Genomic DNA, 20,439 nt, shown 5'->3' on the forward strand with positions numbered 1-20,439 from the left:
CCCCCCCCCCCCCCCCCCCCCCCCCCCCCCCCCCCCCCCCCCCCCCCCCCCCCCCCCCCCCCCCCCCCCCCCCCCCCCCCCCCCCCCCCCCGCGCCCGCTAGGGTGGTGGTACAGACCACAGACCCACAGGTCAGCGGCCACCAGAGCGGAGAGAAGTCAGTGGCGGAGCGCAAGCCGATCGAATCCTGGCTCACCGACATGGACGGCGTCCTCATCCACGAGGGCACCCCGATCCCCGGCGCGGACGCCTTCATCAAGCGGCTGCGCGAGTCCGGCAAGCCCTTCCTGGTGCTGACCAACAACTCCATCTACACCCCGCGCGACCTCCAGGCCCGGCTGAGCCGGATGGGCCTGGACGTGCCCGTCGAGAACATCTGGACCTCGGCGCTCGCCACCGCGAAGTTCCTCGACGACCAGCGCCCGGGCGGCACCGCGTACGTCATCGGCGAGGCGGGTCTGACCACCGCCCTGCACGACATCGGCTACGTCCTGACCGACCACGAGCCCGACTACGTGGTCCTGGGCGAAACGCGGACCTACTCGTTCGAGGCCATGACCAAGGCCGTCCGGCTGATCAACGGCGGCGCCCGCTTCATCTGCACCAACCCCGACGAGACCGGCCCCTCCACCGAGGGCCCGCTCCCGGCGACGGGCGCGGTCGCCGCGCTGATCACCAAGGCGACCGGCAAGAAGCCGTACTTCGCCGGCAAGCCCAACCCGCTGATGATGCGTACGGGCCTCAACGCCATCGGCGCCCACTCCGAGACCAGCGCGATGATCGGCGACCGCATGGACACCGACGTGCTGGCCGGCCTGGAGGCGGGCATGCAGACCTTCCTCGTGCTGACCGGTCTGACCACGGCCCGGGACACCGAGAAGTTCCCGTACCGCCCCACCAAGACGGTCGACTCCATCGCCGATCTGGTCGACCTGGTCTAGCCGCGCGTTAGCGCGTACGGCTGACACGTACGGGCCAAGAGAGCGCCGCTCCGGATGCGGAGCGGCGCGCCGCGCGTGAATCTCCTTGTTGAGGAGGTTCACCATGCGCTGTTCTCTGATCGCTCTCCGTGTCGCGGGGGCCGCCGTCGCCCTGACGGCGTTCACCGCCGTGACCGCCCCCGCAGCCCTCGCGAACGAGTGGGACCGCGGCGGCGTCTCGGCGGACCCGAACCCGGCCGAACCGGGAGCACACGTCAAGATCCGCGTCCGGGGCTGTGACGGTGACTGGGGGGTGGCCCGCTCCTCCGTCTTCGTGTCGGACGCCCGCCTCTCCTCGGGGCGCGGCGACGGCCGGACCCTCTCGGGCGAGGCGAAGATCCGCTCGCACGCCGACTCGGGCTGGCACGAGATCCGGATCAAGTGCGAGGGCGCCGACGGCCTGCGCGGCTCCATCGAGATCCGCCGCCGCGACCACCACCGCCCCGACCCGCACCGCTCGCCGGTCTGGCCGGTCCACGCAGGCGGCGGCGGGATGTCCGCCGAGGTCGCCGAGACGACCCGGCTGGCGGCGGCCGCGAAGAAGAGCCACGGCGGCGACGGCCCCGGGCTGCCCCACACCGTGATCGGCGCCGTCCTCGCCGCCGCGGCCACCCTGGCGGTCGCCGGCCGGGCCATCACCCTGCGCCGCCGCCGCAACGGCGGATGAGCGAGCCCAGGGCCTCCGCCGGCGGCCGGCTGCTGACCTTCGCCGCCTGGACGGTGCTGGTGATGGGCCTGTGGCTGTGGGGCAAGGAGATCACCGGGGTCCCGCCCGCGCCGCCCGCCGGGCAGGCCGGCGGGCAGCTGGGGCCGGCCCTCCCGGCCGCGCGGGCCCCGTTGTCCGGGGCGATGCCCGCGCGGGTCGACGTACCGGACCTGGGGGTTCGGGCGCCGGTGATCGCCCGCGGCCTGGACGCGCACGGGGCGATCGACCCGCCGCCGTACGGGCTCCCGGGCACGGTGGGCTGGTGGGGTGCGGGTCCCGCGCCCGGTGCCGCGGGGGCCGCGCTGATGGTGGGGCACGTGGACACGAAGTCCAAGCCGGCCGTGTTCTACGGCCTGAGCACCCTCAAGCCGGGCCAGAAGATCCGCGTGGCGCGGGCGGACGCCACGGTCGCCGAGTTCACCGTGGAGGACGTACGCGTCTACGAGCGCACGGGCTTCGACCCGCACAAGGCGTACGGGCCCCGGGTCGAGGGCCGGGCCGAACTGCGGCTCGTGACCTGCGGCGGGAACTACGACAAGGCGGCCGGGCAGTACTCGGCGAACGTGGTGGTCTCCGCGTACCTGACGGGCGCGGGGGCGGGCGCGGGCGCGACGGCGGTCTAGGCCGTCCGGGGCGCCGGCGGCGCCAGAGCCTCCCCGGCCGGGAACGAAGAAGTCCCCCGCAGCTTTCGCTGCGGGGGACTTCTCCTCGTCTGTGCGCCGCCAGGGACTCGAACCCCGGACCCGCTGATTAAGAGTCAGCTGCTCTAACCAACTGAGCTAGCGGCGCTTGCTGACAGGGAAAACTCTACCCCACCTGCCGAGGTGCTCGTGACCAGCCGCGCCCACGTTGTCCGATTAACCCATGTTTGGGGGTTTATCGTGCACGATATGTCTGGTCGAGCCGAATCTGACGCCCCGACAGATGCGTGCCCGGCCGACCAGTGGACGAGCAGGGGAGTGGACGGAACCGCATGACGATGCAGCCTCCGGTGCATGTGCAGATGCCGACGCCGATGACGTTGCCGGTCTTCGAGGAGTACGAGCCCGCCGGCGACTGCGTGTGCCTCGGGTGCGCGCAGCGGCGCCGCACCCTCGCGCGCGGGCGGGCCATAGCGCTGCGGGACGGCGGGCACCCGGCCGCGCGGGGGGCCCGCCGGGCGCTGGTGCTGGCGACCGCGGCCGGGGTGGTGCTGGGCGGCGGCGGGTCGGCGGCCCTGGCCGCGGCCGGGCCGGTGCCGGGCCCGGGGCCGGTGGCGCTGGACGACCGCAACGGTTCGGACGGTCCGGGCACCCCGCAGGGCGACCGGGCCCCGCTGCACGGCCGCCCGGCCCCGGCCACGGGGCCGCGTCCGCCGTCCTCGGCGACGGGCCGGCCGGGCGCACCGCCCGCGGTGCGGGCCATCGACCGGGCCACGATCATCAACCGGGCGAAGATCTGGCTGGACGCCGAGGTCCCCTACAGCATGTCCGAGTACTGGTCGGACGGCTACCGGCAGGACTGCTCGGGGTACGTCTCCATGGTCTGGAACCTCGGTACGAACGAGTGGACCGGCAGCCTCGACAGCTTCGCCACGAAGATCACGAAGGAGGAGCTGCTGCCGGGGGACATGCTGCTCTTCCACAACCCGGCGGACCCCAACAACGGCTCGCACGTCGTCATCTTCGGCGGCTGGGCCGACGAGACGCGCACGCACTACGTCGCGTACGAGCAGACCCGCCCGTACACGCGGAAGCTGGCCACGCCGTACGGCTACTGGAAGAACTCGGAGAAGTACCTCCCGTACCGCTACAACGGGGTGACCACCGGGGTCCTCCCGGACGCGCCGGTGCCGGGCGCTCCGGCGGCCGGCACGGCGGTCTTCCCCGGCGCGGCGAAGTTCGGCCCGGGCGCGGACAACGAGTACGTCACCGAGCTGGCCAAGATGCTGATCGGGCGGGGCGCGCTGCGGTTCTACCCCAAGGGGCCCAGCTCGAAGTGGAGCGACGCCGACCGGCAGGCCACGCAGGCCTTCCAGCAGGCGCAGGGCTGGACGGGCGCCGATGCCGACGGCGTCCCCGGCGAGCACACCTGGCGGCTGCTGGTCCAGCGCCAGGGCAAGGACATCCCGCCCACGGGGCGGACGGCGCCGGGCACGACGAAGCCCGGGGCTCAGCCGGGGGCGCAGCCCGTGGCTATGCCGGGTTCCGTCGGGGTGCCCGCCTATCCCGGGCTGCGGGTCTTCCGCCCGGGGCAGTCCCATCCGGCCGTACTCGCCCTCGGCCGCCGGCTGGCGCAGAAGGGCTTCGGCAAGCACTACACGTCCGGCCCGGGCGCCCGCTGGAGCGAGGCCGACCGCCGCAACGTCGAGGCCTTCCAGCGCGCCCAGGGCTGGCGCGGTGCCTCGGCCGACGGCTACCCGGGCCCGGAAACCTGGCGCCGGCTGTTCGCATGAGGGAGGCAACGATGTACCCCACCCACACCACGTTCACCACGGGCACCTGCCGGATCCCCGCCGCCCCGCCTGCGGCGACGCTTCCGGACCCGGTCGCGGTGTACCGGGGCGCGTGGGCCCCGGCGCCCGCCGCCCCCGCCGCCCCCGGACCGGCCGCGGCGGCCCGGGCGGTGGCCCCGCACCAGGCCGGGCCGCAGCCCGTTGCCCCCGTGTGGCCGCCCGCGAACCCGGCCGACCCCGTGCCGCCCGCGAACCCGGCCGACCCCGTGCCGCCCGCGCACCCGGCCCCCGCCGCCCGGGCGGCGCACCCGGCGGACCCGGGTCCGGCCGCGGCGCCGGGGGTGGAGCCTGCCCGGGCGGCCGTGCCCGCCGGGCACCCCGCGCCGGGCCCGCAGCCGCTGACCGTGGCCCGCGCGGCGGACCCCGCCCCGGGGCGGGCGGCCGGGCCCGTCCGGGCGTGGGCGCCGGAGCCGGCCCCCGCCGGGCACCCGGCCGACCCGGTGCCGCCGGCTCCGGAGCCGGCCGCGCGGGACGCGCACCCCGCCGAGGTGGCGGCGCAGCCGTTCGGAGCCACCCGGTTCGGGTCGGGGGTCGCCGCCGCCCACCCGGCCCGTCCGGAGCCGGCGGCCGCCGCCGTCTGCGCCCCGGCTCCCCGCACCGCCGGGCGGGCCGACGCGGCCCCGGCCCCGGTGGGCGCCTCGGCGCCCCCGGCCGGGGCGGTGGTGGCCCGCCCGGCCGCGCCCGGCCCGGCACCGGCCCGGCCGGCGCACCCCGCCGCCCCCGGAGCGGCCCCGGGGGCCCACCCGCACCCCGCCGCCCCCGGACCGGCGCCGCTCGCGGTGCCGGCGTACCCGGCCGACGCCCCCGAGCCGGCCGTGCCCGTACCGGCCCCCGCCCGGGTGCCGGGGCCGGAGGCCGCCGCCCCGGAACCGGTCCCGGCCGACGCCGACGCCGGGGAGCCGGCCCCCGGACCCGCCCGGCCGGGGCACCCGGCCGCCGCCGAAGCCCCCCCGCCCGCCCGGGGCGACGTACCCGCAGCCCGGAGCCAGGCCGGGGCCGAGGCCGCGGCCGGGATCCCGCACCCCACCCCGGAGCCCCCGTCCGGTGTGCCCGGTCCCGGGCCCGCCGAGATCGCCGCACGGGCCGTCGCGCGCGGGATGCGCACCGAGGACCCCGTGCCGCGCGACGGCCTCCCCCGGCCCCCGCGCGGCAGCGGCACCGCCGTCACGGAGGTCCCGCTCCACATCCCGTTCCGCCCGCAGCCCCAGCCCCCCGCCGCCCCGGCCGCCGCTCCCGCCGCCCGCGCCCCGAAGAAGCCGCCCGCCGGCCGCCGCGTACCCCGGGGCGACGACCGGCTCCGGGAACACCGCGGGCCCGTGCTGCCCGGCTGGATCGCGGTGGCGGTCGGCGGCCTCGCCGTCCTCGGCTGCGCGGCGGTGCTGTGGCGGGCCGGGGTGGTCCCCGCCACCGTGGTCGCCGCCTTCGGGGCCTCACCCCGCGCCTACCAGGGGCTGCGCGCCGCGCACTGGCCCCCGCTCGCCTTCCTCGGCATCGTCACCCTCCTCGCGCTCGGCGGCCTCGGCCGGGCCAAGGCGGGCCACGCCTGGGTGCTCACCCTCTTCGGCCGCTACCGCGGCACGGTCCGGCGTACCGGCCTGACCTGGATCAGCCCCCTCCTGCTGCGCCAGCGGGTCGACGTACGGCTGCGCCACTGGCGCAGCGAGCCGATGGCAGCCGTGGACTCCGGCGGCCTCGCCCTCCAGGTGGTCGTGCAGGTCGTCTGGCAGGTCAAGGACACGGCCAGGGCAACCCTCGCCGTCGAGGACCACATCGACTACCTGGCCGAGCAGGTCGAGTCGGCCATGGCCCGGGTGCTGTCCCAGCTGCCCGCCGACGCCTTCCACGAGGACGCCCCGACCCTGCGCGACGCCGAGGCCGTCGGTGACGCGCTGACCCGGATGGTGGCGGCCGAAACCGAGGCGGTGGGGATCGAGGTGTTCTCCGCCCAGCCCACCCGGATCGAGTACGCCCCGGAGGTCGCGGAGGCCATGCGCCGCCGCCGGGTCGCCGCGATCGACGCCAAGCACCGGGACACGGTGCTGACCTCGGTGGTCGACGCCGTGGACGACACGGTCCACCGGCTGACCTCGCGCGGGATCGTGGAGCTGGACGACTACGAGCGCAAGGCCCTGGTGAAGGACCTCACCGTCGCCTTCTACACCGGGCGGTCCGACCAGTAGCGGCTGTCACGGGGGTTCCACGCGCGGACGGGTGGCCGGTCATGACCGGACCACCCGTTCTCGCATTGGTATAGACATGGCCAACTCCCGTCAATACTGTGGGACTTGGTCTAGACCTAGTGCCGACCGCCCGGAGTCGTCACCCCACCGACCCGCCAGGGTCGATCCCCACGCGCGCGCACGCACCCGCCGGAATCCCCTCCCCCCCCACGCCCAAGGAGCACCATGCGTTCCTTCCGCATGCCCTCAAGGCCCTCACGCCCCTCCCGCACCTCGCGCCCCGTGCGCGTCGGCGCTGCCGCGACGGTCGGTCTCGGCCTCCTCGCCGCCGCCACCCTGCTCGGCGCCCCCAACGCCAGCGGCCACGGCTACACCGACACCCCCATCAGCCGGCAGAAGCTCTGCGCCAACAAGACGGTCGCCGACTGCGGCCCCATCCAGTGGGAGCCGCAGAGCGTCGAGGGCTACAAGGGCTTCCCCGCGGCCGGCCCCGCCGACGGGCGGATATGTGCCGGCGGGCACGCCGAGTTCGCCCAGCTCGACGACCCGCGCGGCGGCAACTGGCCCGCGACCAGGGTGAACTCCGGTCAGCCCTTCGACTTCCGCTGGCAGTTCACCGCCAACCACTCCACCACCGACTTCAAGTACTACGTCACCAAGAACGGCTGGGACCCGGCCAAGCCCCTCACCCGGGCCTCCCTCGACCCGCAGCCCTTCCTCGTCGTCCCCTACAACGGCGGCCGCCCGGACATGACCACCGTCCACCGCGGCTCCATGCCGGCCGGCAAGACGGGGCGGCACATGATCCTGGCCGTCTGGACCGTCAACGACACCCCGATGGCCTTCTACGCCTGCTCCGACGTTCAATTCTGACGGAACGTCAGCTAATCTCCGGCGGCATGCGGACCACGACAGCACCCGATGCCGCCGAGACCGTCGCGGAACTCGTCGCGCGCCAGTGGGGCGACCACCGGCCCGGGCTGATGTACGGGGCCGGCGCGGCCGACAGCGCCGGACCCACCGTCCTCAGCCGCCACCGGACCGCCCAGGAGGCCGCCGCCCGCGCCGCGCTCCTCGCCGACCTGCTGCCGCCCGGCGCGGAGCCGCACGTGGGGGTGCTGCTCGACAACACCCCCGAGTTCCCCTTCTGGCTCGGCGCGGCGGCCCTCGCGGGGGCCGCCGTCGCCGGGATCAACCCCACCCGGCGCGGCCCCGAGCTGGCCCGCGACATCCTGCACACCGACTGCCGGATCCTGGTCACCGAGCCCGCCCACCTCCCGCTGCTGCGCGGCCTCGACCTGCCCGGCGTACGCCTCCTGGTGACCGGCACCGAGGAGCACGCGGCCCTGCTCGCCCCGTACGCCGCCGCGAAGCCCGGCGATGCCCGCGTACGCCCCGGCGGTCCCCGGCCGGACACCCGGCTGCTGCTCTACTTCACCTCCGGCTCCACCGGCGCCCCCAAGGCCGCCGTCTGCAGCCAGGGCCGGCTCGCCGCCGCCGGGGGATCGCTCGCCCGGCACTTCTCGGTCACCCCGGACGACGTGCACTACATCTGCATGCCGCTCTTCCACGGCAACGCGGTCATCGCCGACTGGCTGCCCGCCCTCTCCGGCGGCGCCCCGGTCGCGCTGCGCCGCCGCTTCTCGGCCTCCGCGTTCCTGGACGACGTACGGGCCTACGGGGCGACGTACTTCACCTACGTCGGCCGGGCCGTCCAGTACCTGCTGGCCACCGAGCCCCGCCCCGACGACCGCGAGCACCGGCTGCGCCTCGGCTTCGGCACCGAGGCGGGGGCGGTGGACGCGGCCCGCTTCGCCGACCGGTTCGGGGTCCGGCTGGTCGAGGGGTACGGGGCCACGGAGGGCGGCGCCTCCGTCCAGCGCGGCCCCGGCACCCCGGCGGGCGCGCTGGGCCGGGCCGCGCCGGGGGACGACCTGGCCGTCGTCGACCCGGAGACGGGCCGCGAGTGCCCGCCGGCGCTGCTGGACGCCCGGGGCCGGCTCCTCAACGGGGACGAGGCCATCGGTGAGCTCGTCAACCGGGGCCGCAGCCTCTTCGAGGGCTACTGGCGCAACCCCGACGCCGAGGCGGCCCGCACCCGGGACGGCTGGTACTGGACCGGCGACCTCTTCTTCCGGGACCCCGAGGGCTTCCTCTACTTCGCGGGCCGCACCGACGACCGGCTGCGGGTCGACAGCGAGAACCTGGCCGCCGCGGTGATCGAGAACATCCTGGCCCGCTGGGACGCGGCGGCCGCCGTCGCGGTGTACGCGGTCCCGGACGAGGTCGCGGGGGACCAGGTGATGGCCGCCGTGGCCCTGCGCGGGGGCGCCGCCTTCGACCCGGAGGCCTTCACGGCCTTCCTGGCCGCGCAGCCGGACCTCGGCACGAAGATGGCCCCGCGCTACGTGCGGATCCTCGACGCGCTGCCCGTCACCGCCACGAACAAGATCCACCGGGTGGCCCTGCGCCGGGCCGGCTTCCTCGGCCCCGGCCCGGTCTGGCACCGGACCGGCGGCACCTACCGCCCGCTCGGCGGGGCGGGCCTGGCCGCGCTGCTGTCGGCGTACGAGGCGCAGGGCCGCAGGGAGCTGCTGGACCGCTGAGGGGGCCGCCGGGCGGCGTCCCGGTCAATGGTTTGGAGCACCCCTGGGGAGCAGGTAGTATTTTCTCTGTCAGCAGGCGCCGCTAGCTCAGTTGGTTAGAGCAGCTGACTCTTAATCAGCGGGTCCGGGGTTCGAGTCCCTGGCGGCGCACCTGTCCTTCGGGCGGTTTCCGGTTCACCGGGAACCGCCCGAAGTGTTTTCCGGGCCGCCCCACCTGCGCCGGGCGCAGCCCCCGGCCCTCAGAGCGTGAGCGACAGCAGCAGCGGCGCGGCCTTGCGGTTCAGGGTGTCGGCCGCGGCGCGCAGCCGGTGGGCGTGCTCGACCGGCATGGACAGGGCCAGGCAGCCCACCGCGGCGCCGGCCGTGATCGGGACGGCCGCGCAGACGGTGCCCACCGCGTACTCCTGGAGGTCCAGGACGGGGACGGTGGCCGGCTGGGCGTCCAGCTTGGAGAACAGGATCCGCTCGTTCACGATCGTCTTCGACGTCAGCCGGGCGATCTTGTGCCGGGAGAGGTGGTCGCGCCGCCCGTTCAGGTCGAGCTGGGTCAGCAGGCACTTGCCGACCGCGCTGGCGTGGGCCGCCGAGCGGAAGTCGACCCACTCGTGCACCTTGGGCGTGCGCGGGCTGTCCGCGAACTGGGTGATGCGGACCTCGCCGTCCACGTAGCGGCTGATGTAGACGGCCGCGCCGACCGAGTCCCGCAGCTTGTCGAGGGTGTCCTGGAGCTTCTCCTGGAGGGCCTGCTGCCGGTCCATGCCGGAGCCGAGCAGGACGAGGGAGTCCCCTATGGCGTAGGCGCCGTCGGAGACCTGGAGGACGTATCCTTCCCGCCGCAGCATGAGGAGCATCGGGGCGAGGTGTACCGCGGGCAGGCCGGTCTCACGCGCGATCTGCACGTCGGTCACACCGCCGGTGTGCCGCGAGATCGTTTCGAGTACGCGCAGGGCGTACTGCACCGAGTGGAACGGCGCGGTCGGCTCGGGCTTCAGCGCCACGGTTTCCCCCTACCAGGTTGTTACCGCTTGCTCTACCACGATAGCCATCAAGAGGCCCACGTGGAGCGTGTGTTGGGGAGATTGATGGCTTAATCAAGTCCCCCTGCCTGGGCCTACTCGAATGGCATATGCCACAGGCACGGGCATGCCCCGGTCTGCCGGGAATGCCCGGCGAGCACTTCCCGTTCGACTTCTTCGTACGAACGCCGTACGAGGCGTACGGGGCGCCGCTGGCGCACGAGCGGGACGGGACGGGAGCGACGATGAGCGACACCGGGGACGCGGGCCGACGCACGGGCGGGCAGCCGGAAGGCGCACCTCCGCAAGGGGGTCCGGCGGCCCAGGACCCGATCCGCGGGACGGCCCGCGGCGAGGCGCCCGTGCCGCTGTCGGTGCTCGACCTGGTCACCGTCGGCAGCGGCTCCACCGCCCACGAGTCCCTGCGCACCAGCGTGAGCATCGCCCGGCAGGCCGAGTCCCGCGGCTACCACCGCCACTGGGTCGCCGAGCACCACTCCATGCCCGGGGTCGCCAGCTCCTCCCCGGCCGTGATCCTGGCCCACCTCGCCGCCCACACCTCCGGCATCCGCCTCGGCTCGGGCGGGGTCATGCTGCCCAACCACGCCCCGCTGGCCGTGGCCGAGCAGTTCGGCACCCTGGAGGCCCTGGCCCCGGGCCGGATCGACCTCGGGCTCGGCCGGGCGCCGGGCACCGACCCCCGTACGGCGGCCGCGCTGCGCGGGCCCGGGCGGCTGGACGAGGCGGCGGACGAGTTCCCCCGGCGGCTCGCGGAGCTGACCCGCTTCCTCGACGACGACTTCCCCGACGGGCACCCGTACGCCCGGGTGCACGCCGTGCCCGGCCCGGTGCAGGGCCCCGCCGCCCGCCCGCCGCTCTGGCTGCTGGGCTCCTCCGGCTTCAGCGCCCGGCTCGCGGGGGAGCTGGGCCTGCCCTTCGCGTACGCCCACCACTTCTCCGCGGCCGGCACCCTGCCCGCGCTGGAGCTGTACCGCGAGAGCTTCCGCCCCTCGGCGGTGCTCGACGCCCCGTACGCCCTCATCGGGGTCTCGGCGCTGGCCGCCGACACCGCGGCGGAGGCCCGCGCGCAGGTGCTCACCGGCGCGCTGTCGATGCTCCGGCTGCGCAGCGGGCGGCCCGGGCTGGTCCCGACGCCCGAGGAGGCGGCCGCGTACGGCTTCTCCCCGCTGGAGCGGGAGTTCGTGGACGGCTGGCTCTCCAACGTCGTCCACGGCACCGCCGACGAGGTCCGCGCCGGGCTCGACGCCCTGGTGGCGCGGACGGGCGCGGACGAGCTGATGCTGACCGCCAACGCCCACGGCGGAGCCGCCCGCGTCCGCTCCTACGGGCTCGTTGCCAATGCGTACGGGATGCCCGTGGAGCCCTTGACGGTGACCTGAGCGGGGCCGGGGCGGGGGAGAACGGCATTTGGCTGGTTTGTTGCCGAAAGCTTGCCGGAGCATGACCTAAGGGAGCCTTAAACCGCTCGTCACCCGGGGTGGCGGGCGGTTCTTGATGTGCGCTCAGGTCTCTGACGAGGGCGTTTGGGCGTTCAGTGGTCTAGTCCTTCTTTGGTCCAAACCATTGACTGGGGCGTCGGGTGATCGCTATCACTTCTCTCACCTACAGCTGATGCCCTCCCCTCCCACCCCCACGGAGGCAGTTCATGCACATCCGTAAACCCCTCATCGCGGCCGCCGCCACGGCCGCGCTGGCAGCCGGAGCGCTGGCCACCTTCGCGGGACTCGGCACCGCACAGGCCGCCGACGCCTCCACCACCGCCGCGGCCGGCGGCGTGCGGATCGCCTATTACGACCAGTGGAGCGTGTACGGCAACGCGTTCTACCCCAAGCACCTCGACACCCGGGGCATAGCGGGGAAGCTGGACGTCATCAACTACTCCTTCGGCAACATCCACCCCACCGACCTCACCTGTTTCGAGGCGAACAAGGCGGCGGGCGACGACAACAACCCCAACGCCGGTGACGGCGCGGGCGACTCGTACGCCGATTACCAGAAGTCCTTCAGCGCGGCCGACAGCGTCAGCGGCGTCGCGGACAAGTGGGACCAGCCGATCGTGGGCGTCTTCAACCAGTTCAAGCAGCTGAAGGCCAAGTACCCCCACCTGAAGATCAACATCTCGCTCGGCGGCTGGACGTACTCGAAGTACTTCAGCGACGCGGCCAAGACCGACGCCTCCCGCAAGAAGCTGGTCTCCTCCTGCATCGACCAGTACATCAAGGGCAACCTGCCCAAGGCCGACGGCTACGGGGGTCCCGGCACGGCGGCCGGGATCTTCGACGGCATCGACATCGACTGGGAGTACCCGGGCTCGTCCGGCGGCCACCTCGGCAACCACTACGCCCCCGAGGACAAGCAGAACTTCACCCTCCTGCTCAAGGAGTTCCGCGAGCAGCTCGACGCCCACGGCCAGGCCAACGGCGGCAAGAAGTACCTGCTGACCTCGGCCCTCCCGGCCGGCCAGGACAAGATCAAGTACATCGAGACGGACAAGATCGGCGCGTACCTCGACTACGCGAACATCATGACGTACGACATGCACGGCGCCTGGGACGGCGACGGGCCGACGTACCACCAGTCCCCGCTGTACTCCGGCACCAACGACCCGACCGACCCGATCGCCCCGGGCACCCAGAAGTACAGCATCGACAACGCCATCGACTCCTGGATCGACGGCAACCCGGCCTACGGCATCACCGGCGGCTTCCCCGCCAGCAAGCTGACCCTGGGCTACGAGTTCTACTACCGCGGCTGGAAGGGCGTCCCGGCCGGAGCGGCGGGCGGCCTCGCCCAGCCCGCCTCCGGCGCCTCCGGCGCCCGGCCCACCAGCCAGCAGGCCGGCATCGCCAACTACAAGGAGCTCGGCGGGATCGTCGACAACCCGGCGGCCACCTACTGGGACGACCAGGCCAAGTCCTCCTACTTCTACAAGGACGGCGAGTTCTTCACCGGCCTGAACCAGAAGTCGATCCAGGCCCGGGTCGACTACGGCAAGCAGCGCGGCCTGGCCGGCGCGATGATGTACTCCCTGCTCGGCCTGGACAACAACACCACGCTGCTGAACCAGATCTCGGACGCCCTCGGCGGGACCACGGTGCCGCCGACCACCCCGCCGACGACGCCTCCCACCACGCCGTCGACGACCCCGCCGACGACGCCCCCGACCACCGGCTGCGGCAGCGTCCCGGCCTACGTCGCGGGCACGGTCTACACCGCCGGCAACGAGGTCTCGCACAACGGCCGCAAGTACAAGGCCCAGTGGTGGACGCAGAACGAGGTGCCCGGCACCACCGGTGAATGGGGTGTCTGGAAGGACCTCGGCGCCTGCTGATCTCCCCCCACCCCGCGCCGAGCGCCGGACCGCCCTGCCCCTCCTCCCGGGGGGCGGGGCGGTTCCGGTTCTTCGCCGCGGGCCCCGGGCCGCGGGCCCCGGGCCTCAGGCTTCCGGCGTCCCCGTGGCGAACCGGGCCCCCGGCGGCGGCGCGATCATCTCCGCGATCCGCTCCGGGGCCACCGCCCGGGAATACAGCCAGCCCTGCCCGGTGTCGCAGCCGACGCGCCGCAGCCGGGCGGCCTGTCCGGCGGTCTCCACGCACTCCGCGGTGACGGTCAGGCCGAGCCGGTGCGCGAGCTGCACCAGGGCCTCCACGATGGTCTCGTCGGCCGGGTTCGGGTGGGTGCCCTCCTCGTAGCGGAAGCCGCGGACGAAGGAGCCGTCCAGCTTCAGCACCGACACCGGGAGCCGGCTCAGGTAGGCCAGGTTCGAGTAGCCGGTCCCGAAGTCGTCGATGGCGATCCGCACGCCCATGTCGCTGAGCGCCTGGAGGGCTTGCAGGGGCCGGCCCGCCGAGCCCATCACCGCGGACTCCGTCAGCTCCAGCTGGAGCAGCTGCGGGGCCAGTCCGGTCTCGGCGAGGATCTCCGCGACGTCCCCCACCAGGTCCGAGTCCCACACCTGGCGCACCGCCACGTTCACCGAGACGAACACCGGCGAGTCGCTGGGCTGTTCGATCTGCCAGCGCCGCGCCTGCCGGCACGCCGTGCGCAGCACCCACTGGCCCAGCTGCACGATCGAGCCGTCCTCCTCGGCGATCCCGATGAACCGATTCGGCGTCAACATGCCGAACTGGGGGTGGTTCCAGCGGACCAGGGCCTCCACCCCGCGCACCACCCCGCTCTCCAGGTCCACCAGCGGCTGGTACTCCAGCTCGAACTCCCCGCGCTCCACGGCCGGGCGCAGGCTGGAGGAGAGGGCCTGCCGGGTCATCCGGTGCGCGTTGCGCTCGGGGTCGAAGAGGGTCCAGCGGGCCTTGCCGTCCGCCTTCGCCCAGTACAGGGTGGTGTCCGCGGCCTGCATCAGCCCCGTCGCCGAGGTGCCGGCCGCGTCCCGCTCGACCACGCCGATCGACGCGGACACCGACAGCCGCTGCCCGGCCAGGTCGAAGGGCTCCTGCACGGCGGCCAGTACGCTGCGCGCCAGGTCCGCGAGCTGCTCGGTGCCGGTGGAGTCCTCCACCAGCAGCGCGAACTCGTCGCCGCCGAGCCGGGCGACGAGGTGCCCGCCCGAACGGCCGTACCCGCACTGGTCGGCGCACTGGGTGAGCCGGGCCGCCACGGCGGTCAGCAGCCGGTCGCCGACGCGGTGGCCCAGGGTGTCGTTGACCGCCTTGAAGCCGTCGAGGTCCAGGTAGCACAGGCCGATCCGGCCGGTGCCGCCCGTGCCGTAGGCGGAGGCCTCCAGGGCGGCCGAGAGCCGCTCGAAGAACAGCGCCCGGTTGGGCAGCCGGGTCACCGGGTCGTGCATCTGGAGGTGCCGCAGCCGGGCCTGGAGGTCGCGCCGGTCGCTGATGTCGGCGACGGACAGCAGTACGTCCTGGGTGCCCGTCACCGGGCCCAGGGTGACCTCGGTCCACAGCGAGTGCCCGTCGGGGTGCTTGAGGCGGCGGGTGCACCGCAGCCGGGCCTGCCGTCCGCGCAGCACCTCCTGGTAGGCCTGCCAGGTACGCGCCTCCGCCGCCAGGTCCACCAGGTCGGCGGCGCACTGCCCGGCGAGGGCCTGCGGCTCGGCGCCGAGGAGGGCGGCCAGGGCCCGGTTGGCGGCGATCACCTCGCCGCTCCGGCCGACGACGGCCATGGCGAGGTGGGCCGCGTCGAAGGCGGCGCGGTAGTCGCGGGGTTCTGGCACGACAGGCACTGCCGGGTGACGCTCCGTAAGGGCCGGTCGGATGCTCTCGGCCGCCGAACCGGTCTCCTCTGAGGTTCCGCTCACCGTTCGCTCCCGCTGTGTTCGTGAGTGTCCGCGCAGGAAAGTGTGCCGATCATAGAGGCTGCCGGGAGGCCCTATCCAGCGGCGTCGCCGTGCGGGGACGGGTCCGTCGCCATGCTGACGCCTTCGGGGGGTGCTGCTGACGGGGTGTCGGACAACGGTCGGGCGACCGTTTGCGCACACCTGTGAGCACCTGGTGACGACAGCTGTTCTCACGTGATCGATCGTGACGTTCCGTAGCATCGGGCGTGGACTCCGGGGGTCACCGGCTTGCCGCATCGCTCACTCATGTGGGGCACCGGAACAGGACATTAGTCAGACAATCGCCTCAAGGTGGATGAGACGGGATGAATCCACCACCGGGAGGTCGACGTGCGGCGAGAGCAGACACCCGGGGGAGTGGACCGCTCCCGCATGCGAAGTACGGCAGCCGCCCTCACCTCCATGACGGCGCTCGCCGCCATGTCCCTCGTCGCGGGGCCGGCGGTGGCCGACACCGCCGCCGCGGGGCCCTGCGCGCTCACCCGGACGGCCGCCCACCACTCCCTCGGCGTGGACACCTGGAACGGCGCCTACCCCAAGCCCGAGCGCACCCTCCACGCCGTGATGGTCTTCCTCTCCTTCCCCGGCCACCGCGCCGCCGTGACGCCCCGGGAGCTGACGGCCGACTACTTCCCGGCGACCAGCGACTTCTTCGAGCGGGCCTCCTACGGGCGGTTCCGGCTGGTCCCGCACCCGCAGGAGCGGTGGATCCGGATGCCCCGGCCCGCGACCGCTTACGGGATACAGCGCGACTGGGCGCCCGAGGACCGGGCGGCCTACCTGCGGGACGCGGTCGCGGCCGCCGATCCGCAGGTGGACTTCAGCGCGTACGACGTCGTGTACTTCGTCGCCGACCCGGGCGCCCCCGGCGTGGACTCCGACGCCACCAAGGTCGTCAACTTCGACCGCCCGATCGTGGCGGACGGCGCGGAGCTGCGGCGGATCGTGACCGTCTTCGAGCAGCACCCGCCGGACCGCAACGTGCTGGCGCACGAGACCGGGCACGTCTTCGACCTGCCCGACCTCTACCACCGCCCGACGGACGGCAAGGGCGACTGGGACACGTACGTCGGCGACTGGGACGTCATGGGCAGCCAGTTCGGGATGTCCCCGGACCTGTTCGCCTGGCACAAGTGGAAGCTGGGCTGGCTGGACCCCGCCCAGGTGGACTGCGTACGGTCCGGCACCTCGCTGCACACCCTCCAGCCGCTGTCGCAGTCCCCGCCGCCGGGCGGCACGGGCGGTACCCGGCTCGCGGTGATCCGTACGGGCCCCGGCAGCGCGATCGCGGTCGAGGCGCGGGGCTCCGCCGGGAACGACGGGGACACCTGCACGGAAGGGGTCCTGGTCTACCGGGTGCGCAACGAGGCGGCCTCGGGCGGCGGGCCGATCGAGGTGCTCGACGGCCACCCGCGCACGGAGGCCTGCTGGGACCGTTCGGTGTACCCGCCGCTGGCGGACGCGCCGCTGGAGGTCGGGGAGACCTTCACGGTGCCGGGGGAGCGGATCACGGTCGAGGTGGCGGACCGGACCCAGTCGGGCGCCTACACCGTGAAGATCACGACCTGAGGGGCGGTTTCCGGACACGGAGAAGCGCACGAAGAAGGCCCCCGCTCCGAAGAGCGGGGGCCTTCTCCCGTCTGTGCGCCGCCAGGGACTCGAACCCCGGACCCGCTGATTAAGAGTCAGCTGCTCTAACCAACTGAGCTAGCGGCGCCTGCTGACGTCGTAGACATTAGCATCCGTTTCGGCCGAACCAAAAATCGATACCGGGCCGCGGGCCGCGTGCAGGAACGCCCAGAGCAGGGAGTCCGGCCCCGGGAGCCAGGGCAGCCGGGTGTCCGGGGCCACCAGCCACCGCGACGGGCCCGGGGCGCCGGCCAGCGGCGGCACGGTGACGGCGTCCCCGTGGCCGTGGCACAGCGGGGCCGGGGCGGCGGGGCCCCACTCCTCCCACGCGAGCAGCGCCGGGAGCCGCTGGGCGGTGCCGGTGGCGGCGAAGAGCAGCATCCGGCCGCGGTGGACGGCGGCCGGGCCCGAGCCGGGCCCCCGCTCCCAGAGCAGGTCGAGCATCCGGCGGCCGAGCACGAGCGGAACGTTGACGACGTCGAACGCGGTCCCGCAGGGCAGCACGGCGGGCGAGGCGGGCCGCGCCTCCCAGGCGGCGAGGGTCTCGTGCGGGTGCGCCGAAGCGGAGGCCAGCCATGCGGCGCCCTGCGCGGTGACCTGGGTCGCGGGCGCGGTGCGTGCGTCGGGGCCGTCGAGGGCGGGGCAGCCGGCGGCCGTCGTCAGGGTCGTCATATGCCAGGTGTACCCGGCGTAGCGCTGCCGTTTCGTGGAGTTACCGAAAACCGGGACAGGGTGGGCGGTCCTGGGGTATGTTGCGCCGCGCATATGCCACTGCGCTCCGCCGGCTCCCCGGGATCCGCCCGCCCCCGCCCCGTCGGCTCCGACACCCCCTAGACCGTGTCGGGCGTGGTGCCGCGCTGGAGGTCCTCGCCGAACTCGATCATCTTGCGGGCGTAGTCCTCGGTCCACTCCGCGATCGCCGCGATGGCCTCCGGCGGGAGCCGGTCGAACCGCCGGGGGTCCGCCAGCTGGGCCGCCGCCAGGGCCTGGAACTCCACCGCCCGGTCCTGCGCGGCCCGGAACGCCAGCGTCAGCTCGGTGGCCCGGGCCAGCAGCTCGCGCGGGTCCTCGATCGACTCCAGGTCGAAGAAGTGCTCCGGGTCCGTGGCGGCCTCCGAGGGCTCGAAGAGCAGCGGCGCCGGCCGCTGCCTCCGCTCGGTCCGCTCGGGCTCTGCCATGCGTGTCCTCCTGCTGCGCTCCGGATCCTGGGCCACCCTCCATTGTCCAGCTCCGCGCAAGGGTGCCGGGCCTCAGGCCGCGGCAGGCTCCTTCACCAGCGCCGCGACGTCGTCCAGTACGCCCGCGAGCTCGCCGGCCAGGTCCTCCGGCGCTTCGAAGCCCTCGGTCCCGATCAGGCCGTTGATGCCGGCGATCGCCACCGAGCGCTCGGCGGGCAGCATGCCGAGCTGGGTGAGGACCGGCAGCAGCATCTGGGCGGCCGGGGCGCCGCCGGAGCCGCCGGCGCTGTAGCTGACCAGGCCGACCGGCTTGCCCTGCCACTCGCGGTAGAGGAAGTCGACGGCGTTCTTGAAGGGGGCGGTGAACCCGCCGTTGTACATCGGCAGGACGAACACGAACGCGTCGGCGGAGTCGACGAGCGCGCTCCAGTCCCGGGTGTGCTGGTGGGCGTAGTTGCCGCTGGAGGCGTACTCCGGCTCGTCCAGGAAGGGCAGGGCGAGCTCCGCGAGGTCCACCGGGGTGACCTCGAAGGCGCCGTGGTCGCGGGCCTGGCCGGCGACCCACTCGGCGAGGGGGCGCCCGGAGGAGGTGGGGCGGGTGGCGGCGGAGATGACGAGCAGGCGGGTCATGGTGTGAACTCCCGTTGGGTGGAGGTGCGGTGTGCTGGTCGCAGTCTGGTTGTTGACGTGTCACCCAGGAAAGTCGCCGGCGCGTGATATGTCAACTACATTGTTGATGTATCACCAACCTGGGTAGGGTGCCCCCCATGACCGACGCGCCCGAGCCGGCCCACCCCCGCTGGCTCACCGAGTCCGAGCAGCACGCCTGGTACGCGTGGCGCCGGATGTTCCCCCTCGTCGACGCGGAGATCGCGCGTGACCTCAACCAGGACAGCGCACTCTCCGAGGCCGACTACGACGTGCTGTCGGCGCTCGGCTCGACCGAGGGCCACCGCATGCGGATCAGCGCCCTCGCCGTGCTGATGCAGTGGTCGCGCAGCCGCCTCTCCCACCAGATCAGCCGGATGCGGCAGCGCGGCCTCGTCCGCCGCGAGGAGGTCGCCGGCGACGGCCGCGGCGCCGAGGTGGTGCTCACCGGCCAAGGGGTGGACGCCATCACCGCGGCGGCCCCGCTGCACGTGGAATCCGTACGCCGGCACCTGATCGACGTCCTCACCCCGCAGCAGCTGCACGCCCTCGCGGACGCCGGCGAAACCCTCCGCCGCCACTTCGGCATCGCCCGCAAGGGCCACACCGGCTAGGTCGTACGATCCCCGGATGAACCGACCCGCCACCCTGCGGCCGCCGTTGACCGAGGGCGAGGTGGCCGACGCCGAGCGCGCGCTCGGCGTCCGCTTCCCCGCCGAGTACCGCGCGTACCTGCACGGCCCGGACACCGGCGGGTTCGGCGTGGTACGCACCGAGGGCGGCGGCTGGCGGTGGCCGGGGGACGACCGGCTGCGCCTCGACCTGCTGTCCGTGCCGTTCCCGCACCCCGACTCCTACGTGGAGGCCGGCATCGCACTGTGCGACGCGGAGCCCCGCGAGGAGGACTTCGACGACCCCGCCGCGATGACGGCGGCCTGGGATGCCTGGGACGCGGAGTGCGAGGAGTTCGAGGACCGCCGGACGGCGGGCGCGATGTACCTCCAGGAGCACGGCTGCGGCTTCTCCACCCTGCTGGCGGTCTCCGGGCCGCTGGCCGGCACGATGTGGTGGGACGGGCGCGCCAGCTGCGGCCTCATCGTCCCGCTCTCCCTCGACCACGCGGGCGGCGGCCGGCCGGCCACCTTCGGCGAATGGCTCGGCCGCGACTCCTGGGACCTGCTGCCGCCCGGCTGGGGCGGCGGCCGCTCCGGCTGATATCCGCTGGCCCGGCCGTGGCGGACGCGCTTGGATGGCCCGATGGACGGCTACGAGATCTCCACCGACCCCGACCGGCTCGACGACGAGCGGGTCCACCGCTGGCTGTCGCAGGACGCCTACTGGGCCCTCGGGCGCAGCCGCGAGACCCACGACCGGGCCGTCGGTTCGTCGCTGAACTTCGGCGCGTACGACAGCGTTTCGGGCGCCCAGCTCGGCTACGCGCGGATCGTCACCGACCTGGCCACCTTCGCCTGGCTCTGTGACGTGTACGTGGACCCCGGCGCGCGCGGCAAGGGCCTCGGCGGCGCCCTCGTCGAGGCGGTGAAGGCCCACCTGGCCCCGTACGGCCTGCGCCGCATCATGCTGGCCACCGCCGACGCGCACGGGGTCTACGCCCGCGCCGGCTTCGCACCGCTGGAGACGCCGGACAAGTGGATGGCGTTCGGGGAGCAGTAG

At 74.1% G+C, this 20,439-nt stretch carries 18 protein-coding genes and 3 tRNA genes; 14 read left to right on the forward strand and 7 right to left on the reverse strand.

Features of this window, described 5'->3' with window-relative positions; translation table 11 throughout:
* The first annotated feature begins 160 nt into the window (after positions 1-160).
* The 3 genes from ACZ7IF_RS29960 to ACZ7IF_RS29970 all read left to right on the forward strand — a co-directional run bounded on the left by ACZ7IF_RS29960 (position 161) and on the right by ACZ7IF_RS29970 (position 2,308).
* Complete coding sequence (locus ACZ7IF_RS29960) at positions 161-940, forward strand: HAD-IIA family hydrolase (protein WP_405980554.1); 780 nt, start codon at positions 161-163, stop codon at positions 938-940.
* A gap of 103 nt (positions 941-1,043) precedes the next feature.
* Complete coding sequence (locus ACZ7IF_RS29965; protein ID WP_470977733.1) at positions 1,044-1,646, forward strand: hypothetical protein; 603 nt, start codon at positions 1,044-1,046, stop codon at positions 1,644-1,646.
* Complete coding sequence (locus ACZ7IF_RS29970) at positions 1,643-2,308, forward strand: class F sortase (RefSeq protein ID WP_470977735.1); 666 nt, start codon at positions 1,643-1,645, stop codon at positions 2,306-2,308. Before ACZ7IF_RS29965 ends, ACZ7IF_RS29970 begins: the two co-directional genes overlap by 4 nt.
* A 92-nt stretch (positions 2,309-2,400) precedes the next feature.
* Here ACZ7IF_RS29970 and ACZ7IF_RS29975 read toward each other — a convergent pair.
* A tRNA-Lys gene (locus tag ACZ7IF_RS29975) sits at positions 2,401-2,474 on the reverse strand.
* Positions 2,475-2,700: 226 nt separating this feature from the next.
* On the opposite strand from ACZ7IF_RS29975, the gene ACZ7IF_RS29980 reads away from it, so the two are divergent.
* The 5 genes from ACZ7IF_RS29980 to ACZ7IF_RS30000 all read left to right on the forward strand — a co-directional run bounded on the left by ACZ7IF_RS29980 (position 2,701) and on the right by ACZ7IF_RS30000 (position 9,115).
* The gene (locus ACZ7IF_RS29980; protein ID WP_470977893.1) at positions 2,701-4,119 is read left to right on the forward strand and encodes a peptidoglycan-binding protein; all 1,419 of its coding nucleotides are present in this window, start codon (positions 2,701-2,703) and stop codon (positions 4,117-4,119) included.
* 11 nt (positions 4,120-4,130) lie between these two features.
* On the forward strand, positions 4,131-6,359 hold the full coding sequence (locus ACZ7IF_RS29985) for an SPFH domain-containing protein (RefSeq protein ID WP_470977738.1): 2,229 nt from the start codon (positions 4,131-4,133) through the stop codon (positions 6,357-6,359).
* Between the two features lie 240 nt (positions 6,360-6,599).
* Positions 6,600-7,232, forward strand: a complete 633-nt coding sequence (locus ACZ7IF_RS29990; protein WP_470977895.1) for a lytic polysaccharide monooxygenase auxiliary activity family 9 protein — start codon at positions 6,600-6,602, stop codon at positions 7,230-7,232.
* 26 nt (positions 7,233-7,258) lie between these two features.
* Complete coding sequence (locus ACZ7IF_RS29995) at positions 7,259-8,965, forward strand: AMP-binding protein (RefSeq protein WP_470977741.1); 1,707 nt, start codon at positions 7,259-7,261, stop codon at positions 8,963-8,965.
* Between the two features lie 76 nt (positions 8,966-9,041).
* Positions 9,042-9,115, forward strand: a tRNA-Lys gene (locus tag ACZ7IF_RS30000).
* 89 nt (positions 9,116-9,204) lie between these two features.
* Here the strand turns inward: ACZ7IF_RS30000 and ACZ7IF_RS30005 are convergent.
* The gene (locus ACZ7IF_RS30005) at positions 9,205-9,963 is read right to left on the reverse strand and encodes an IclR family transcriptional regulator (RefSeq protein WP_007264223.1); all 759 of its coding nucleotides are present in this window, start codon (positions 9,961-9,963) and stop codon (positions 9,205-9,207) included.
* Between the two features lie 263 nt (positions 9,964-10,226).
* On the opposite strand from ACZ7IF_RS30005, the gene ACZ7IF_RS30010 reads away from it, so the two are divergent.
* Together ACZ7IF_RS30010 and ACZ7IF_RS30015 are read left to right on the forward strand one after the other, a co-directional pair.
* Positions 10,227-11,381: an LLM class flavin-dependent oxidoreductase gene (locus ACZ7IF_RS30010; protein WP_470977897.1), complete on the forward strand. Its 1,155-nt coding sequence runs from the start codon at positions 10,227-10,229 to the stop codon at positions 11,379-11,381.
* Between the two features lie 266 nt (positions 11,382-11,647).
* Positions 11,648-13,333, forward strand: a complete 1,686-nt coding sequence (locus tag ACZ7IF_RS30015) for a glycosyl hydrolase family 18 protein (RefSeq protein ID WP_470977744.1) — start codon at positions 11,648-11,650, stop codon at positions 13,331-13,333.
* Between the two features lie 105 nt (positions 13,334-13,438).
* Here ACZ7IF_RS30015 and ACZ7IF_RS30020 read toward each other — a convergent pair whose 3' ends face one another.
* A complete protein-coding gene (locus tag ACZ7IF_RS30020) occupies positions 13,439-15,271 on the reverse strand; it encodes a putative bifunctional diguanylate cyclase/phosphodiesterase (RefSeq protein WP_470977747.1) in 1,833 nt (610 codons plus the stop codon).
* A gap of 411 nt (positions 15,272-15,682) precedes the next feature.
* Here ACZ7IF_RS30020 and ACZ7IF_RS30025 point away from each other — a divergent pair, with 411 nt between their 5' ends.
* Positions 15,683-16,879, forward strand: coding sequence for a M6 family metalloprotease domain-containing protein (locus ACZ7IF_RS30025; RefSeq protein WP_470977750.1), 1,197 nt, complete (start codon positions 15,683-15,685; stop codon positions 16,877-16,879).
* Between the two features lie 74 nt (positions 16,880-16,953).
* Here ACZ7IF_RS30025 and ACZ7IF_RS30030 read toward each other — a convergent pair.
* From ACZ7IF_RS30030 to ACZ7IF_RS30045, 4 genes are all read right to left on the reverse strand, one after another.
* Positions 16,954-17,027 (reverse strand) — tRNA-Lys (locus ACZ7IF_RS30030).
* Positions 17,018-17,611 carry a bifunctional DNA primase/polymerase gene (locus ACZ7IF_RS30035; RefSeq protein ID WP_470977753.1) on the reverse strand — a complete coding sequence of 198 codons (594 nt, stop codon included), beginning with the start codon at positions 17,609-17,611 and terminating at the stop codon, positions 17,018-17,020. The genes ACZ7IF_RS30030 and ACZ7IF_RS30035 overlap by 10 nt, the downstream gene beginning before the upstream one ends.
* 158 nt (positions 17,612-17,769) lie before the next feature.
* Positions 17,770-18,117, reverse strand: coding sequence for a hypothetical protein (locus tag ACZ7IF_RS30040; protein ID WP_362461827.1), 348 nt, complete (start codon positions 18,115-18,117; stop codon positions 17,770-17,772).
* Between the two features lie 72 nt (positions 18,118-18,189).
* On the reverse strand, positions 18,190-18,747 hold the full coding sequence (locus ACZ7IF_RS30045; protein ID WP_470977756.1) for an NADPH-dependent FMN reductase: 558 nt from the start codon (positions 18,745-18,747) through the stop codon (positions 18,190-18,192).
* A gap of 137 nt (positions 18,748-18,884) precedes the next feature.
* Here ACZ7IF_RS30045 and ACZ7IF_RS30050 point away from each other — a divergent pair, with 137 nt between their 5' ends.
* From ACZ7IF_RS30050 to ACZ7IF_RS30060, 3 genes are read left to right on the forward strand one after another with little or no spacing between them, the layout of a single operon-like run.
* On the forward strand, positions 18,885-19,379 hold the full coding sequence (locus ACZ7IF_RS30050; RefSeq protein ID WP_470977759.1) for a MarR family winged helix-turn-helix transcriptional regulator: 495 nt from the start codon (positions 18,885-18,887) through the stop codon (positions 19,377-19,379).
* Positions 19,380-19,395: 16 nt separating this feature from the next.
* Entirely contained in the window at positions 19,396-19,980 is a 585-nt protein-coding gene (locus tag ACZ7IF_RS30055; RefSeq protein ID WP_470977761.1) for an SMI1/KNR4 family protein, read from the forward strand.
* 42 nt (positions 19,981-20,022) lie between these two features.
* Positions 20,023-20,439, forward strand: coding sequence for a GNAT family N-acetyltransferase (locus ACZ7IF_RS30060; protein ID WP_470977762.1), 417 nt, complete (start codon positions 20,023-20,025; stop codon positions 20,437-20,439).

It is taken from the genome of Streptomyces sp. NPDC037421 (genome assembly GCF_055602105.1).